At 37.4% G+C, this 14,954-nt stretch carries 11 protein-coding genes; 3 read left to right on the forward strand and 8 right to left on the reverse strand.

The window, feature by feature from the left end:
- Nucleotides 1–51: 51 nt before the first annotated feature.
- A complete protein-coding gene (locus C9J37_RS15425) occupies nucleotides 52–774 on the reverse strand; it encodes a glycerophosphodiester phosphodiesterase (protein WP_107896039.1) in 723 nt (240 codons plus the stop codon).
- Between the two features lie 135 nt (nucleotides 775–909).
- Between C9J37_RS15425 and helD the strand changes: the two genes are divergently transcribed.
- Nucleotides 910–3,138 carry an RNA polymerase recycling motor HelD gene (helD, locus tag C9J37_RS15430; RefSeq protein ID WP_107896040.1) on the forward strand — a complete coding sequence of 743 codons (2,229 nt, stop codon included), beginning with the start codon at nucleotides 910–912 and terminating at the stop codon, nucleotides 3,136–3,138.
- 124 nt (nucleotides 3,139–3,262) lie between these two features.
- Here the strand turns inward: helD and C9J37_RS29420 are convergent, their stop codons facing one another.
- From C9J37_RS29420 to C9J37_RS15450, 5 genes are all read right to left on the reverse strand, one after another.
- Nucleotides 3,263–3,388, reverse strand: a complete 126-nt coding sequence (locus tag C9J37_RS29420) for a hypothetical protein (RefSeq protein ID WP_255313807.1) — start codon at nucleotides 3,386–3,388, stop codon at nucleotides 3,263–3,265.
- 429 nt (nucleotides 3,389–3,817) lie between these two features.
- Entirely contained in the window at nucleotides 3,818–4,684 is an 867-nt protein-coding gene (locus C9J37_RS15435; RefSeq protein WP_107896041.1) for a GNAT family N-acetyltransferase, read from the reverse strand.
- Between the two features lie 441 nt (nucleotides 4,685–5,125).
- Nucleotides 5,126–6,958 carry an ABC transporter ATP-binding protein gene (locus tag C9J37_RS15440; protein WP_107896042.1) on the reverse strand — a complete coding sequence of 611 codons (1,833 nt, stop codon included), beginning with the start codon at nucleotides 6,956–6,958 and terminating at the stop codon, nucleotides 5,126–5,128.
- Nucleotides 6,958–8,679 carry an ABC transporter ATP-binding protein gene (locus tag C9J37_RS15445; protein WP_107896043.1) on the reverse strand — a complete coding sequence of 574 codons (1,722 nt, stop codon included), beginning with the start codon at nucleotides 8,677–8,679 and terminating at the stop codon, nucleotides 6,958–6,960. The genes C9J37_RS15440 and C9J37_RS15445 overlap by 1 nt, the downstream gene beginning before the upstream one ends.
- Before the next feature lie 73 nt (nucleotides 8,680–8,752).
- Complete coding sequence (locus tag C9J37_RS15450) at nucleotides 8,753–9,646, reverse strand: DMT family transporter (protein WP_107896044.1); 894 nt, start codon at nucleotides 9,644–9,646, stop codon at nucleotides 8,753–8,755.
- Between the two features lie 186 nt (nucleotides 9,647–9,832).
- On the opposite strand from C9J37_RS15450, the gene C9J37_RS15455 reads away from it, so the two are divergent.
- A complete protein-coding gene (locus C9J37_RS15455; RefSeq protein ID WP_107896045.1) occupies nucleotides 9,833–11,854 on the forward strand; it encodes a bifunctional diguanylate cyclase/phosphodiesterase in 2,022 nt (673 codons plus the stop codon).
- Nucleotides 11,855–11,944: 90 nt separating this feature from the next.
- On the opposite strand, the gene C9J37_RS15460 is transcribed toward C9J37_RS15455, so the two are convergent.
- Together C9J37_RS15460 and C9J37_RS15465 are read right to left on the reverse strand one after the other, a co-directional pair.
- On the reverse strand, nucleotides 11,945–12,412 hold the full coding sequence (locus tag C9J37_RS15460) for a threonine/serine exporter family protein (protein WP_107896046.1): 468 nt from the start codon (nucleotides 12,410–12,412) through the stop codon (nucleotides 11,945–11,947).
- A gap of 12 nt (nucleotides 12,413–12,424) precedes the next feature.
- Complete coding sequence (locus tag C9J37_RS15465; RefSeq protein WP_107896047.1) at nucleotides 12,425–13,177, reverse strand: threonine/serine exporter family protein; 753 nt, start codon at nucleotides 13,175–13,177, stop codon at nucleotides 12,425–12,427.
- 371 nt (nucleotides 13,178–13,548) lie between these two features.
- Between C9J37_RS15465 and C9J37_RS15470 the strand changes: the two genes are divergently transcribed.
- Nucleotides 13,549–14,949, forward strand: a complete 1,401-nt coding sequence (locus C9J37_RS15470) for a polysaccharide deacetylase family protein (RefSeq protein WP_235617133.1) — start codon at nucleotides 13,549–13,551, stop codon at nucleotides 14,947–14,949.
- Nucleotides 14,950–14,954: the final 5 nt, after the last annotated feature.

Genomic DNA, 14,954 nt, shown 5'->3' on the forward strand with positions numbered 1-14,954 from the left:
TTTTTGTTTCCTTTGGAGTCATTAGTTGTCGTTCAGCAAAGGGTAGCTTTGTTAATCTTTATTGATTCCATCTAGTATAGCTTCTGGGTCATCTGTAAATAGGGCTTGTATGCCGAGCTGTTGCAATTGCTTTGCATACTTAACGTCATTAACGGTGTAAACACGCACGGTTGCCTCTCTCTCTAGTGCTGTTGCTATAGGTTTCCTAAATGCAGTAGGTAAACTAACATGAATCGCATTAGCAGGAATGGTTGCTGTATAGGTTGTAAAATCGACTAAAACCTCCGCAAATAAAGCAGCCGTTTCAATGTATGGTGCCATCTGATATACAGTTTGAAGCGATTCATGGTTAAAGGAAGAAATAATGACCCTCTCTGTCATTTGGTGCGTCGCTATTTCCTTTAATACAAGTGCCTCAATTCCTTCGTAAGGAAAGACATCCGTTTTTAACTCAATATTGATACGATGGTGTGTAGCGACAAAAAGCTCTAAAACTTCACCTAATGTAGGAATACTTTCACCTTGAAATTGTGCTGCAAACCACGAACCATAATCATATGCACGCAGTTGCTGAAGTGTAAAATCTTTTACATAACCAGAACCATTAGATGTTCGGTCAATCGTTTCATCGTGAATAACTACAAGCTCACCATCTGCGGTGACATGAACATCCAATTCAATACCTGCAATTGGTAGCTTAGATGCTGCATAAAAAGCAGCTTTTGTATTTTCGGGAAAATGAGCTGAAACGCCACGATGGGCAAATAAATCCAAATGCAAAACCTCCTTTTACTCGTTACTTCATAGTATAACAATAAGCTAAATAGAACGTTTACACTTGATAGGTAAAATTTTGTATAGTAGTATGAGAATCTACTTAAAATTGTAAGTACTTAGGAGGTGCTAAAAATGACTGCACAACACCCAGATTTTCAGGCTGAGTTAGAGCGCCTTGCATACACGCAAAATTATATGCAACAGATTTTAAATGAATCGCAACGAGACCTGCAATCTGCACAAGAAAATATACGAAAGTCTATGGCGGATTTAGATTATCTAGATTCAAGTTTAAGTTATTTAAACATTTTAACAAATGCTCGTTTTTTTGAAATGGCTCGCAATCAAAAAGAAGGTTTAGAGGCTGTACAAAAAAAGCCTTACTTCGCCCGCATTCACTTTCAAAAAACGGGCGATCCTGAAGAGTTTTTGTATATCGGAAAAACGTCCTTATTTCATCGTGAAACACATGAACCTATTATTGTCGATTGGCGTTCGCCTGTAGCAAATGTCTATTACGACGGCCGTCTTGGTGATATGGAATATGATGTTCGCGGAGAAGTTCATAAAGGACATTTATTTGCCAAACGACAATATAAAATTGAAGATGGCGTATTGCTCGATATTCGGGATATTGACTTAACAACAAATGATGAATTACTACAAGAAGCATTGGCAGGAAAAGCAGATGTACGCTTAACAGAAATCGTCTCTACTATCCAAAAAGAACAAAACGATATAATACGCGCTCATCTGCGTCAGCCAATTATTGTCCAAGGTGCTGCCGGTAGTGGGAAAACTACGATTGCTTTACACCGCATCTCGTACTTCCTCTATACGATGGGCGAACATTTTAATCCTGAGCAGCTCATGATTTTAGCACCGAATAAGCTTTTTATTGATTATATTGGAGATGTCCTCCCAGAGCTTGGTGTTGATAAAATATGCCAAACAACATTTGCAGACTATGTCCTTGCCGCAACAAAACTAAAGTTAAAACTACGCAATCCGAATGAACAATTGGAATCACTCGTAATAGGCGGTGCTGATCAGCCAACTGCTTGGATTTCTGAAGTGAAGGGCTCCCTTTATTATCGAGATATGATCGAACGATATTTACAAAAAATTGAATTGCAAATAGCTGAACAATTCGAGGATGTCTATATTGAAAAATATCGTATAATGCGGGCTTCACATTTAAAAAAATTATTCTTATATGAATTTTCTTATATGCCGATTGAAAAACGGTTAGCCCATATTAAAAAGGTACTTGCAAGTCATGTTCGGCAAAAGAAACAAGCCGTCTTAAATACGTTGCATGCAAAATACGATGAAGCCCTTGGAAAAGCGCTCAATGGTATTCGTGATGCTGAGAAACGAAAACACATTGTTACAAAATTTATCGATGAACGCGATGAACGTTTGCCCGCCATTGAAAAGGAAGCAAAATCTACCGTTGCTGTCTACATGCGCCGCTTTACAAAATATAATGTAAAAACAGTCTATCGTACACTTTTAACGAACGCTGAACTATTAGCAGAAATTGCACCAGAATGGCATTATATGGAACAACAACAATTTTTACAAGCACATGCTAAAGAGCAATGGATGTTAGAAGATTTAGCTGCCCTCTATTATTTACAAGCAAAGCTAAAAGGGATTGCAGATGAATGGAAAATGCGCGTTGTCTTTATCGATGAAGTACAGGACTACAGCCTATTCCAACTCGCCGCTCTAAAAGCAGGGCTAGAAACGGATATGTTTACAATGGTAGGTGATTTAGCACAAGGGATTCATAGCTATCGTTCCCTAACCGCTTGGGAGCCTGTGCAAAATTTATTTCCCCGCGCTAGCTTCAGAACACTTCAAAAAAGTTACCGAACAACTATTGAAATTATGGAGGTCGCTAACAAAATTTTAATGCAAATGGATGAGCAACTGCCATTAGTTGAGCCTGTAGTCCGTCATGGAGATGCGCCAACATTTGTACAGGCAGCTTCCTTTAATACGCAGCAAATTAGAGAAATTTTCGCTTCCATTAGAGCAAACGGGCACCAATCAATTGCCTTAATTTGCAAAACTACGGCTGAAGCCAAATCAATGCAACAGGCGTTAACGAATGACGCCATACCTTGTCAACTTCTCACAGAAGATGAATCGATTAATCAGCAAGTATTACTTGTTGTACCAAGCCATTTAGCAAAAGGTCTTGAGTTTGATGCTGTCATTGTTGCTGCCTTTGATACGCCCTTCTTTGATTCGAAAATTGATAGAAAATTACTTTATGTGGCATTAACTCGTGCCATGCATGAGCTATATTTAATTGGTCCTACGAAAAAGGCATTTCTATTAGAAAATTAAATAACACTTTCTTACGCCTTACTAAAAAATAAAAAATAGCACAGTAGGATACAGTCCCTAACATGCTATTTTAGCAGTTGGATAGCCTTGCTCATTCATAAAGATTAAATAAATACTGTAAAAATTATTTATGGCGCGGTGGTAATCTGTAAAACTTTCCTTTCGATAAATAAGCTTTCACAACCTTCCACCATGAGCGAGGTGCTTCCCTCGGAGGAGACTTTTTTTTCGGCAATGCTGGCATACGCATGACAACGCCCCCTTTCTTCATCCTTATTAATACTATATGGGCATAGTACACATTTATGATAAAAAAGAGGAATATAACAGGAACTTAAACTTCTTAGCAATAAAGAGGTTGGGACATAAGAGAAAAAGTGTTAGATTGATTTGGTTCAATCTAACACTTTTTTGCTATGCCGTTGTTGTCCGCTACGACGGTGCTTTCCGCTCAGCACCGTAAGCCGCAACCCTCTGCTTGCGCGCGGAATGCCCGCGTCTTACATTATGTGCTGTTCTGAGCTGGAGTCACCGCCTTCGCTACCAACAACTAGTAAACATTTCTAATTTTTTTAATTGCAAAAGCAAGAATAAATAAGGTCTCCATATAGCAAAAATTTATGAACAGCTTTCGTCTGTTCCTTAAATTTTTTTAGTTTTGTCCTAGCCACTCTTTCCATTAATTTTTCACATAATAGTCTAGTTGCTGTGCTTTCATAAAGCCTGCCTTCTCATAAACAGAAAGAGCTTTTCTATTCTCGATTTCTACATCAAGCATAACAAATTTAGCGCTTTGTTTACTAGCATAGTCTTTTGAAAAGGATAATAAAGCTGTACCGATTCCTTGCCCTTGATACTGAGGATGAACTGCAAGTGCTGTCACCCATTGAATTTCATTTTCTTCCGCTGTGGTCACCGTACCTACAACGTGACCATCTTTATGTGCCACCCATAGTTTTCGCCCATTCATTGACGTATTAAAGGCGATTAGCTCCTCCGATTCTGATGGCAAATCCCCAAACGCATCACTATATATAGCGATTAGTTCAGTCTGCTCCCCAGCGTATGGGGCAATTTGAATATCATCACGAAGTTCAACTGGCTCTGCTTTCGTTTCCAATGTTGCTTCTGAAAAACTGTATGAATAGCCAAACTTTTCGATAAATGTATGCCCGTAAGGAGAGCCATCAATAACGACTGCCAACTGACCTTCTGCTCCTCGCTCTTCTAGTCCAGCTTGTAACACATTGACTAAAGCTGTTCCAATTCCTTTTTGGCGATAAGCTGGTGTCACTACTAACGACCATTCATACGTATGCAACCCTATCAAATCAATGGCACTTGCAGCACCTACTAATACATCATTGTCATCTTCATAAGCAAGCACCATAAAACCTTTCGATTCAAAAGAACCTGCCGATGGTATATTCATAATCGTTTCATATACACGATAATCGTTTAAAGTTGCTTCTTCACATAATATTTTTAATTCATTCAATGTTTCCCCATCCAAAGGGAATGACACTGTAATCACTGAAATGTTCATTGTTTACTCCGTTCTTATATCAGACTATTGCCCTATTGTAGCAAGAAAGAAAATGAACTGGCAACAAATTATAATACCCGTTTCTAATAATCAGCAATTTTACTTCCAATACAGAATAAATAGAAAGATTTGTACTACTATAGGTCTTTAAAATAAATGAAATTTACTAGAAGCGATTAGTTATAAATCATTATATGGCTTCTTATCCTAAGAAATCGAATAATTACATTTATTGTAATTATTATAACATTAATACAAATAAATTACATTAATAAAAGTACTAAATTTCTACAATAAATTATTATACAACCGTTACTATTGGCAGGTGCTTCCAATTAAAAAAGAACGATTTCTAGAAAAATCGCTCTACAATCAAACTTATCCTACTTACGTTTACCAGTAATTTGCGGTTCTTTTCCACCTCAATAGTTCTTCCAAACATTACTCTTCTAAATGATATGTGGAGGCGCTTAGCATCTGGGCGTAAATGCCCCCTGATTCGATTAATTCTTGCTGTAAACCTGCTTCTACTAGCTCACCCTTCTGCATAACAAGTATGACATCTGCATTGTGCACAGTATTTAATCGATGTGCAATGACAAAGCTTGTGCGTCCTTGCATCAGTCGGTCGAGTGCCTCTTGGATTGCTAATTCTGTTACGGTGTCAATGCTGCTCGTTGCCTCATCAAGCAATAAAATTTTCGGATTAGCAATCAGTGCCCGTGCAATGGATAATAATTGCTTTTGCCCTTGGGAAATTTCACGACCATCTGCTTTAAGAACAGTATCATAACCATCCTTTAGTTTCATAATAAATTCATGCGCATTAGCGAGCTGCGCCGCTTCTATAACTTCCTCATCACTAGCATCTAAACGGCCATAACGTATATTTTCCCTTACTGTAGTTTCAAACAAAAAAGGGTCCTGTAATACAAAGGCCATTTGGCAACGGAGTGCTTGCCGTTCAATTTGCTGTACATTTATACCATCAAATAGCACTTCGCCCTTCGTCACCTCATAAAATCTAGCAATTAACTGTAAAATCGTTGTTTTCCCTGCACCAGTTGCCCCTACCAAAGCAACCGTCTGCCCTGGCTCAACCGTAAAATTAATATCTTTTAGTGTGTAAGATTCCTGTGCCACATCATATTTAAAAAACACATGTTTGAATGTTACCTGTCCTACTAATGTATGATTCTTTGCAGTAGACATTTCCATTTCAGACTGTTCATCGAGTAATGAAAATACACGCTCAGCTCCTGCAATAGCTGACAGTACTGTATTAAACTGATTCGCCAAATCATTTAATGGTCGTGTAAATTGGCGAGCATATTCTGTAAAAATAACAATTACACCTATTGATACATGACCGTAAAGTGCAAGCACCCCACCAATACCAGCAACAATAGTAAAGCTCATATTATTTAAAAAGTTCATGACTTTTGGTATATATCCAGAGTACGTCTGTGCCCAAAAGCCTGTTCTTTTCAAACGTAAACTTTTGTCGCGAAATTCTGCTTTTACACGCTCTTCCTGTGAAAAGGCCTTTACAATTCGCTGTCCAGAAATAGTTTCTTCAACCATGCCATTGAGCGCTCCCATTGCTGATTGTTGCTCTTTAAATAACGGAGCAGTTCGACGTGTAATCCAGCGCATTGCCCAAAACATAATTGGAATAATTGTCATTGTTAAGATCGTTAACAATGGGCTCAAGCTTAGCATGATAATAAGCGTGCCCCCAAGCGTTAAAACGCTGGAAAACACCTGTATAAAAGAACTATTCAAAGTAGAGCTAACCGCTTCAATATCATTTGTCATGCGACTCATTAACTCGCCATGTTGCCGTCTATCAAAAAACGAAATAGGTAACTTTTGAAAATGAGTAAAGACACTTGTTCGCAGCCTATATATCGTCTGTTGGGCAATCCCAATCATCCAATAATTTTGTAAAAATAACGAGATAGCTAAAAGCACATAAATTCCGATTAACAGCGTAATTTTACTGCCTAATCCACTTAGCTCGCCATGCATCACATATAGATCTATTATCTTGCCGATTACATACGGTCCTAATAGCGCCATAATTGAGCTGACCATGACGAGTAACAGTACGATGACTAATAACATCCGTTGTTCATCGACAATTTTCCATAGACGCCATAATGTACTTTTCCAATCTGCTGCTCGTGGCCCTTTCTTTTTCTTTACAACCTGTTTTACATCCTCTTTCGATAAAATCGGCTCATAGCCAAAAGGTTTTTGGAAAAATCCCATTATTTCACCTCCTGCTGGGAGATAGCGATTTTTTGATAGAGCTCAGAAGTTTGCACAAGGTCTTCGTGTGAACCATAGGCGACCACTTTACCCTCGTCTATTAACAAAATATGATCTGCACCTTTAGCCGTACGAATTTTTTGTGTGACAACGAGCATCGTTGCACTTTCTTCACTAAGCGCATCCCATAGTGCCTGCTCTGTTTTCACATCAAGTGCACTTGTACTATCATCAAGCATTAATATATGTCCTTTTCTTAATAGTGCCCTCGCAATCGATAATCTTTGTTTTTGACCACCTGATAAATTAACTCCCTTTTGCCCAACTCGCGTATCATAACCACTCGGGAAGTCTTCCACAGATGCATGGATTTGTGCCTGCATCGTTGCATTTAACACTTCGTCCATTTCCGCTTTCGTATCCCCCCAACGTACATTATCAGCAATACTACCTGTAAATAATAAAGATTGCTGCGGAACATAGCCTATGATGTCGCGTAGTTCTTGCAAGTCCCATTGTTGAACATCTTTTCCTTCGACATATATCTGTCCTTCTGTCACATCATAAAAACGAGGAATAAGCTGTAGTAAAGTCGATTTACCAGCACCAGTAGCCCCCATAATGGCTAATTTTTCACCTGACTTCACTTGAAAACTTACGTTGGACAAGACGGTAGCATCTGTACCTGGGTATTGAAAGCTGACATTATGAAATACCAGCTCCCCTAATTTCATGTCACTAGATGCCCCCACTATCGATGACGAAGCACTTTCTACTTCATTGTCAACAGCCAACACCTCTGTCATGCGTTCTGCTGAAGCTTTCGCACGGGCATAAAAAATAATAATAAAAGCAAACATTGAAAACGAACCTGTAATACGCATTGCATAGTTGACAATCGCTACAATATCTCCAAGTGGTGCTGTCCCTGTAGCAACTTGCTTTGTACCGAACCAAAGAACTGCCAATAAACTCATGTTCATTACGAACAATAAGACCGGCATAATATATTCCATCGTGCGCAGTGCTTTAACAGTATCCACCTTCAAATGTGATGCCACTTGCTCAAAACGTGAAGCCTCATATTTCCCACGTAAATAAGCTTTCACGAGGCGCATTGCTTGTAAATTTTCTTGAAGCACTCGATTTAATCGGTCTACACGCTTTTGCACTTTCCCAAAATAAGACACACCTTTTGCAACCATAAAAATTAGGAAAACAAAAATGATTGGTGCCCCAATAACTAAAAACAATGCTAGTTTTGCATTGACAACAAATGCCATAACAACGCTCCCCACAACAGCAAGTGGTGCTCGGAGCATAATACGAAGGCTCATAAACAACACTGTTTGAACTTGTGTGACATCATTTGTTAGCCGAGTAATGAGCGAAGCTGTAGAAAATTTTTGATAATTAGCCAATGTAAAAGATTGTATTTTTTCAAACAAAGCATTACGCAAATCAAAAGCAAAGCTTTGCGCAGTATGTGATGAAAAATATGAATTAATGACACCGGCTAAAAAGGCGATAAAAGATAAAATAAGTAATACGGCTCCCCATTGTATAATCATCTGTTGATTTTGAGCACGTACACCATCATCAATAATTTTGGCCATAATAAGCGGTTGAATCAGCTCTACGAATAATTCCATAAGCATCAAACATAATGCAATAACGGCTGTCCACTTATAAGGTTTTACATACGAAAAAATTACTTTCACATTCTCTCCCCCTTGTTTGAGAAGAACTAGTATTCTATAAACCTAGTCAAAAACACCTATACAAATAATATTTTTATGCCTTTTCTCCTGCGATTGATAGCCATGTTACACAAACAAGCATAACGAAAACTCCCACTAATTGCCACAATCCAAGTGATGTACCAAATACAATAACTGAGATCACCATCGCCGTTAACGGTTCGATACTTGATAAGATACTTGTCTCTACAGCAGTAATATACTTCATGCTACTTAAAAATAGAATGAAGGCAACAGTGCCCGTTACGATTAGCGCCAGCATTAAACCTGTAATTTTGAAATCTGTAAAGACCGTCCACTGATTGGATTGCCATACACGACTTACTATACCTAACGTCACACCACCGATTAGCATCCCCCAGCCTACGACAAGGAGCACATTCCATTCTTTCATCAGACGTGCTGGATACAATGTGTAAAAGGCAAACGTTAATCCAACTGCTACTCCCCATAATAAGGCTTTATTACTAACTAATAAAGATTCAAAAGAAGCGTTCGTTAGTAGTAGAAATAAACCTACTAATGTGCCTATAATACCTAATACTTGATATTTAGGTGGCCATTTCTTTAAACTAAGAGATACATAAGCAACAACAAATATTGGCGCTAAAAATTGTAGTAACGTAGCTAATACAGCATTACTTTCATTTATCGCTCCAACGAAAGCATATTGCACACCGAGCATTCCTACAATACCAAAGGTTAATAGCTGTCTACTCCAAAATTTTTGTTGCCATATGCTAAAAATATCTTTACCTGTTAACAATAAGTATGTAAGTAGAAAAATACCTGCAACCGATAGACGAATTGTCAACATAAAAGAAACTGTCAATGCTGTATGATTGAGTAACCATTCCATTAAAGGTCCTGTTGCTCCCCACAACATCGCTCCAGTAATAATAAAAAGTATACCTTTTAATCGTTCCATTCAATTCCCGCTTCCTATATACGTACTAAAAATTGTTATTTTTCTTCAAAACTTTTCTTTAATTTCGTTAGAAAAGTCCTATTTTTTCTCATTATCAAATATTTACAATTATATTCATAATGACTAATTCCCGATAATTATCTATAATATTAGTATATATTGATTACCCAAGGAGATCGAATACTCATGAGTCTTATGCATAAATCATTTACGATAGATGAACATTATATAAATTCACTTCCTTTTCCTGCAATTGTCATAAAGCAAAATGGACAAGCAACAATTTCGGGAAAACACGCTGAAGAACTATTTGGTTTCTCAGTTACTGACATTACAGGACATACTACTCCATCCATACATGAAAATCTACTAAGAAATCTTTCATCTGAGACGTTTCAAGCGATTTTACACAATACAGAAAGTACATATATAGATAAAGTTCAAGTGTACACACATTCTGAAGAAGAAATCTCTTCAGCATTACTGGCAAAACCATTTATTGAACAAGGTGAACACCTTATTTTAATTATGTTTATGTTACCAGAGTTAATGATTAATTCTGTTTCAAACAGCAGTACATATGTAGACTTAAAGCAAGGTTTAGACTCTACATTTATGACAGTGACTTTGGATCGTGATGGCTTTATATTAGAGTGTAATGCAGAATTTTTAAAAATTAGTCAATGGACACCAAAGCGAGTAATCGGCAAAACTTTTTGGCAACTATTCCCTGAAAACGAAGCGAGTGAAAAAATTACAAATACGATATGGCGCAATTTAAATAATGGCCATACGTGGCAAGGGGAAATCGAGAAGGTTACGAAAACAGGGCAGTCCTATTGGGTACTTCTCACAGCTATCCCAACTTTTAATTTAGAGGCAAATGAACATCAGTTTATTTTAATTGAGAAGGATATTACAAAATCTAAGACAATTCAACACCAACTTGAAAAAATTGCTTATATCGATACAGAAACAGGCTTGATGAATGCCCACCGTTTAGAAAAAGTGATTACAAAAATGATTGAGGAAGAAAAACACTTCTCCTTCGTCTATTTAAGTATAGATAAATTTTATACATTAAAGGAATTACACGATCAACAAATCAATCAAAGCCTAATTATCGAATTTACAAACCGCATCAAAATGTACTTCCAAGACAGTACGATGGCTCGTATTAACGAAAATGATTTTGTTGTCATTACGCCATTAAGTGAATGGTTTATACAAGGCTTCTTGTCCTATTTACAACAGCATCCAATCTATAGCAGCAATATCGCAGTACCTATTTCAATTAGTGGTGGTATTACACGCTACCCTGAGGATCAAACAACCTTCTCTCAACTAATGAAGGCCTCAATCGCAACGATTACGAATGTGCGTGAAGCCGGTGGTGACAAAATTGTCTCCCTTTCAAAAGCAACACATAAAGCATTAAATCGAAAAGCTTTAATTGAAAAACGTCTGCTACAAGCACTAGACCAGAAAAACCTAAAAGTACTTTATCAACCACAAGTTGACATCTATTCAGGTAAAATAACAGCGGTGGAAGCGCTAGTTCGTTGGGAAGATGAAGTGATTGGTGTCGTTTCACCAGATGAACTAATTCCAATCGCTGAGGAAACGGGTCTTATTAACAATATTGGATCGTTTATGATAGAAAAAGCCTGCGAGCAAGCACTTATTTGGAAGAAGGCTGGTCATAATTTAAAAGTGGCTATTAACTCATCTGTGCGTGAATTCCGCGATAAAAACATGGCCAAATCCATTCTTGATATGTTAGCAAAAACAAATTGCCCTGCCAATCTCATTCAAATTGAAATTACTGAAAAATTCGCATTAGAAGCAGAAGCTGCTACCTCTATTACACAGCAAATGCGAAAACTTGAAAACGAAGGGATTGCTTTTGTTTTAGATGATTTCGGTACTGGTTATGGTTCATTCCGATACATGCAAATTTTACCAATCGAAACATTAAAGATTGATAAAACATTTACTAGTTCGTTATTAAAGTCCGAAAAAACACAAAAGCTTATGCATGGCATGGTACAGTTAGGCAAATCTATGGAGTTAAAAGTGGTAGCTGAAGGCGTTGAAACAGCCGAGCAAGCTGATCTATTAATCACTTACGGCTGCGATGCTATTCAAGGTTTTTATATTAGCAAACCTGTTACACCAGACGAAATCGAATCATTACTTATAAAATAAAAAATGTGATAAAAAGCTGTTCCGATGTATCCACCACTTTCGGAGCAGCTCTTTTTATTCACCATATTTTGTATAATGTAAAGTGATACTTTATTTTCGATAAGTTCTTTGCAACTTCGACTTGCTTGAGCGGATAGCACGAAATACAAATTGCATTAAGACCTCTGCAAACACTAAGCCCATCACGATTGCACCTGTAATTAAAAACGCCTTCAGCCCATATTGTAAGCCCTGTAAATAATCATCTTCGACAACATTACGCATTGCATTGTAGGCCATCCCCCCTGGCACAAGCGGAATGATTCCCGCCACAATAAAGATAATCATCGGCATTTTAAAGCGGCGCGCATATAAATGTGCAACAATTGCAATGATAAATGAGCTGAAAAACGAAGCGTCTACAACATCCAATCCCTGCTCAGTCAAAAGATAATAAATCATCCAGCCAATCACACCAACAAAACCGCAATGAAATAAGGTTTTTCTTGGTACATTAAAAATAATCGCAATACCTGCTGTTGAAAAAAAGCTCACAATTAATTGTATAATTATATCCATCTCTTCCGCCTCCTAAAACGATAGGATGACGGCAATCGCTGAACCAATCGCAAAGGCTGTTAAAAAAGCCTCTGCTCCCTTTGCCATCCCTGACATAAAATGACCTGCCATTAAATCCCTTACCGCATTAGTGATTAAAATACCTGGCACTAGTGGCATAACAGAGCTAATAATAATTTTATCGATTTCTGTACCATAGTGAAACTTCACTGCTAAAAAAGCAATAACGCCAATAATTAACGAAGCCGTAAACTCCGAGAAAAATTTCACTTTTGTTAAATGATTCATTAGAATAAGAGTAAGAAATCCTAGACCACCTGCAATAAATGCTGTAGGGAAATCAGACCATCCACCCTTAAACATAATCAGAAAACAGCCACTGGCAAGTGCTGCTGCAAATGTTTGTATATAAATTGGTAAAAAATAATTTGTTTTTTGTATCGACTTTAGCTCGTCATAAGCGTCTTCTAATGATATTATGTGAGATGTGAGTCTACGAGATACTGAATTTACCAAGGATATTTTTTGCAAATCTGTAACCCTACTGGAAATAGAAGTGATTCTCGTCGGCTGTGTCTTGCCTAACGAAAAAATAATACCTGTAGGTGTAGCATAACATTGCGCATCTAGCATATTTTGAGATTGTGCCATACGCAGCATCGTATCTTCAACACGATATGTTTCTGCACCACTTTCAATCATAATTCGCCCTGCAAGAAGCAAGCAGTCAATAGTAAGTTCATTATCCACTTCACGTGATAGCATTCCAGTTATCTACCTCCTTCAAAAGGTTCCTTGCATATAGTAACGAACTGTAAATAAAAACTCAACAAAAAATCTTCGATATTATCAATATATTTTGGAATAATTGTATCTGTCGCTAAATGATACAATGCCTTCAGTACAAAATCCATTTATCCGTCGAATTTCATTGAGCTAAAATGTGAAAAATACAGTTTGCTTTGAGCGAGTCTTTTATAAGTTCTTGTCGTGATAGTTTTTAAACACTGTTACATACTATTTTTTATTGTATTTCTATTAAATTCAACAAAAACTTTGTAGATTTCTACAACTTTTCCGTTGACTCGCACGTCTGATTTTATAGAAGAATAATTATAGAGAGGAGCGTACCAACATTGATTCAGGAACGCAGAAAAAAACGCGGCCCTATGATTGACTTTCTGTTAATTGGGCTTATTGTTACATTAATATCCATCATCTTTGTCATTGTATTGTCTAAGGACCCTTTTAAATTTCAAAAAATTAGTGCCTCAAAAGACACAAATAGTGAAGCTACGTCCACTGAAAACTCTGCGTTTCCAGGTATACGTATTACATCTGACGTTTCTAAAGATAAACGCACACCTTTTGCCGTTCACTATCCACAAACAGAAAGTGAAGTTTTTAACGATGTCGTACTGCAGTATATAACAGAGGCAAAAGAAGACTATCTGTTATCTATGAAAAAAAATAAAAATAAAAAGGCAACAGGTGAGCTTACTATAAATTTAGAAACATTTCCATATCAGGATCACTACTATTCTTTTGTCTTGACGAAAATGCTGTATTTAGGCGGAGCAAATCATGCAGTTTCCACTAAAACATTTTTCTTTAATAATGAAACAGGTGAGGAAATCAATATCCAAACATTATTACAGAACGACAACAATAACCTGACAACTTTAGCAGCCTATGTTCGTAAAGACTTACAGCAAAATCTTGAGCTAAAAGATCAGCTTAATAATGATGAGCTACTGAAAGTAACCGAGCCAAAGTGGGAAAACTTTAATCGATTTGCTATTATCGATGATTCGATCCATTTTTACTTTGATGAGTACGAAATTGCCAGTGGCGCAGCAGGTGCACCTATAGTGAAGCTTGCTCTTTCACTTATTAATCCATTATTAGCATCCGATTTTCAAATTGCTATGGAAACAATGGAACCTACAAAACCTGTTTCTCCAGGAGATCCAAACGCCAAACGTATTGCATTAACGTTTGACGACGGTCCACACCCGAAAGTAACCGAACAAATTTTAAATACGCTCGATAAATACAATGCGAAAGCGACGTTCTTTATGCTCGGAAGCCGTGTGAAACACTATCCTAATATCGCGAGAGATGTTCTCGCACGTGGTCATGAAATCGGCAACCATTCTTGGAATCATCCAGTATTGACTAAAATGCCAATGGAGCAAGTTTTAAAAGAATATACGTCTACTGCAAATGAAATTGAATTAGCGATTAATCAAGGTGCAACTGTTTTTAGACCTCCATACGGCGCTACTAATGACGACATCAATGCGAAAATACCTGTTCCTGTAGTATTGTGGAGCATTGACACTTTGGACTGGAAACATCGTAATTCACAATTATTACTGACATATATTAAAAAAAATATGCACAACAATGCCATCGTTTTAATGCATGATATTCACCAATCAACAGCAGATGGACTTGACGCTGTATTAGCCTACTTACAGAGTGAGGGCTATGAATTTGTGACTGTCTCTGAAATTCTCCCTTATCGTGAATAGCAAGA

The sequence above is a fragment of the Lysinibacillus mangiferihumi genome, assembly GCF_003049665.1.
Taxonomy (GTDB): Bacteria; Bacillota; Bacilli; order Bacillales_A; family Planococcaceae; genus Lysinibacillus; species Lysinibacillus mangiferihumi.

Excerpts from the sequence above, each read along its gene's own strand:
- helD (WP_107896040.1), top strand. The coding sequence starts at position 910 with ATGACTGCACAACACCCAGATTTTCAGGCTGAGTTAGAGCGCCTTGCA.
- C9J37_RS29420 (WP_255313807.1), bottom strand. The coding sequence starts at position 3,388 with ATGCGTATGCCAGCATTGCCGAAAAAAAAGTCTCCTCCGAGGGAAGCA.
- C9J37_RS15435 (WP_107896041.1), bottom strand. The coding sequence starts at position 4,684 with ATGAACATTTCAGTGATTACAGTGTCATTCCCTTTGGATGGGGAAACA.
- C9J37_RS15440 (WP_107896042.1), bottom strand. The coding sequence starts at position 6,958 with ATGGGATTTTTCCAAAAACCTTTTGGCTATGAGCCGATTTTATCGAAA.
- C9J37_RS15450 (WP_107896044.1), bottom strand. The coding sequence starts at position 9,646 with ATGGAACGATTAAAAGGTATACTTTTTATTATTACTGGAGCGATGTTG.
- C9J37_RS15455 (WP_107896045.1), top strand. The coding sequence starts at position 9,833 with ATGAGTCTTATGCATAAATCATTTACGATAGATGAACATTATATAAAT.
- C9J37_RS15460 (WP_107896046.1), bottom strand. The coding sequence starts at position 12,412 with ATGGATATAATTATACAATTAATTGTGAGCTTTTTTTCAACAGCAGGT.
- C9J37_RS15465 (WP_107896047.1), bottom strand. The coding sequence starts at position 13,177 with ATGCTATCACGTGAAGTGGATAATGAACTTACTATTGACTGCTTGCTT.